2 protein-coding genes are annotated in these 2,911 nt (G+C 66.9%); one reads left to right on the forward strand and one right to left on the reverse strand.

Annotated elements, in window-relative coordinates:
• Nucleotides 1-273: 273 nt before the first annotated feature.
• On the reverse strand, nt 274-888 hold the full coding sequence (locus tag KDB67_RS15515; RefSeq protein ID WP_291017373.1) for an IniB N-terminal domain-containing protein: 615 nt from the start codon (nt 886-888) through the stop codon (nt 274-276).
• A gap of 366 nt (nt 889-1,254) precedes the next feature.
• Here KDB67_RS15515 and KDB67_RS15520 point away from each other — a divergent pair.
• A partial coding sequence (locus KDB67_RS15520) for an Hsp70 family protein (protein WP_291017375.1) occupies nt 1,255-2,911 on the forward strand: 1,657 nt, incomplete at its 3' end.

Genomic DNA, 2,911 nt, shown 5'->3' on the forward strand with positions numbered 1-2,911 from the left:
GCCAGGCAGCCGGCGGGGTTCTCGTTGAAGTGCTGTGCTTTGTCCGCGTCGCCGAACAGACTGCGGATGAACTCGATCAAGATGTTCTCATCGCGATCGTGGTCCTGCGCGGTCCGTTCGGGACTGGTTGTCGGGTTGGGGCTCATCGGATCTCCTCGGTTTCGGTGCCTCACTGCGAGGCGACGTGACTTTCACGCTATGACCGAACGCCCCCGAACTGAACGGGACACTCCCCCATCGTTTTCCGTACAGGAGGGGGGATCGTTAGGGGTGTCAGTCGCCGCCCATGAGGTGCTCGTCGGGCAGCTGCTCGTGGACGTGCTCAAGGCCGGTCTGGCCGAACGCGGGGTCGATCGCGACGGACAGCGGGGTGTGATCTGCCAATGCCGGGTCGGGCGTGTGATCGGGGAATGCCGGATCCAGGGTGTGGGTTTCGGTGCCGGTGATATCGGCTTCCAGAATGTCACTGCTCGGGGTCCAGGACTGCTGCTCGTTCGGCTGATAGTCGACCGGCGCAACGAATTCGGAGAACTCCGTGGGAATCTCGCCGAACCCACCCCCGTCCGTCGAACCCGCGCCCCAGTCCCCCGTGACATGTTCACCCGCGAATGATTCAGCAGGGTCGGATTCGCTCATGACAGGTTCGTCGAGTAACGAGAACGCTTGTGCGACATCGCTGCTACGCCAGATGGCGGCCGCGTCGACGTCGGTCGACGCCGCGGCGGGCATACTTCCGGCGACCGGCAGCAGTGCCCCGATATCGTCGGGTGATACATCAGGCAGGTTTGCCTCGTGGAGAACCTGTTCGGGGTTCGCCGAATAGGCGGCCGCCAGCGACGGGTCATGGACCAGTGCGGTGACGAACTCCAACAATGACGGCGCGGACACGAGAATCTCCTCATTTCGGGCTATGCGCAAATGCAAGCGGATACTCCGACGGTATCGCCGACCACGTCCTTCGGGTTCGGGGCAATCACCCGTGGCCTTGCCCGTCACCCCGGGGACAACTCCGCATCGCCGATCGGCTCATTAGGGGATCGGGTGATGCGACCTCGGGGCTACTCGGATCCCCCAAGGGTGCCCCTAACAGAAATGAGTAGTCCCCTACGCATGTGATCACCCGTCGCGCCCGGTTCACTCGTATCCATTCACCCGAACGAATACGCACGAATCCGGTTCACCTGGAGCCGGCTCACACGAACTAGTTCACGGACAACACGCCACAGAACACAACTCACCGCGGAGGAGCCGACCATGAACACCGTCCCGGGCGCGACCTCACTGGGCATCTCACTGGGCACCGGCAACCTGTACGCGGTGCCGGGTCCGGAGGCCGTCCCGGTTCGTCACAGTGCCGTACTGACCATCTGGCCCACCGCTCCCGATGGTGGCGGATCGGCCCCGGAAGGCGGTACGGCGACCGAGAATCCGAGGCTGCGCCCCGGCGGTCTGACCATCACCGGGTTCATCGACCGCCTCGGCGATCCGGTTCCCATCACCGCACCCGACGGCGGCGCGCATGCCGCCGAATCCCTGACCGCGGACGCGATCAGGTCGATCGCACGCGCGGCCACCGGCGGATTCCCCACGGCCTCAACGGCTGTCGTGGCCTATCCCGGATGGTGGCCCGGTGATCGGGTAGCGGCTCTGCGTGACACGCTCGGCGAGCAGGTGCTTCTGGAATCCGATATCCGTTGTGCCCTGGCCGAACTCGGACAGCACCCCGATTTTCCGGCCGCCGGGCCGGTGGTTCTGATCGACGTAGGCGCGTCCGGCACCACCGTCGCGTTGGTTCAGGGTGACCGGATTCTCACCGTGCCCGTGCGGGTCGACAAACCGAGCGGCAACGACATCGACCTGGCACTGCTTCGGACGGTGCTCGCCGAGGCGGTCGACGACCCGGCAACCCTCGCCGGCAACGATCCGAATATGACCGCGGCCCTGTCGGTGCTGCGTGCGCGGTGCACCGCGGCCAAGGAGGAACTGTCGACGGCGACGGCGGTGGTCATAGACGTCGACCTGCCGGGATATCGGACCGACGTCCGGGTCACGCGCGGGGAGCTCGATGAGATCGTCGGCGGTCAGATCGATCAGGTCGTCCAGGCGATCGGTGAGGTCACCGCACGCGCCGGAGGCGGCCCGCAGGGGGGCCCACTGTCGGTGACCGATCTGCACGCACTCGCGGCCGTCGGTGGTGGGGCCTCGATAGGTGCACTGGCCCAACATCTTTCAGGAGTGTTTCATCTTCCGGTGGTGATAGACCGGGACCCCGCGACCACCACGGCCCGCGGTGCGGCCCGCATCGCCCGCCCGGCCGGGTCACCACCCCGGACTGTCGCTCCCCAGATGCCATCACCCCAGACGCAATCGCCCCGTGTGCCATCTCCCCGGGTGCCATCACCGCCGATGCCATCACCCCGGGCGGCGGCGCCCCAGATGGCGGCACCCGAGATGTCGGCACCCCAGACGACGGCCCCGATTCCGGTTCCGGGGTTGTACAGCCCCGATGGCCTTCACCCGCCGGTCCCGACCGAGATGGCCGCGGTCGGTGGGCCGGGCGCAGGTCCCCGGCCGATGCTCACCTTCGCCCAACCGGCAAAGGGTCCGGCAGCCGACAAGCGCAGGCGTCGGTGGCCGGTGATCGTCGCGGCAGGAGCGGTCGTGGCGGTGCTCGGCATCGCCGGTACGGCCGCCGCACTGCATGACAACGATGCGTCCGCACCGCCCGACACCCGGCCATCGACCTCGCAAAGTCGTTCCGCGACAAAATCATCCACATCGACGACGACCAGGACGGTCACCCCGCAACAGCAGGAGGTGGTTCCGGAGACCGAGCAACAGACCGCGCCCACCGCCGAGGTGACCCAGGAGCGGCGCTCGGTGACCGATCCCCCGGTCGTCACCACGTCGA

Source organism: Gordonia sp. (in: high G+C Gram-positive bacteria) (assembly GCF_020438995.1).
Lineage (GTDB): Bacteria > Actinomycetota > Actinomycetes > Mycobacteriales > Mycobacteriaceae > Gordonia.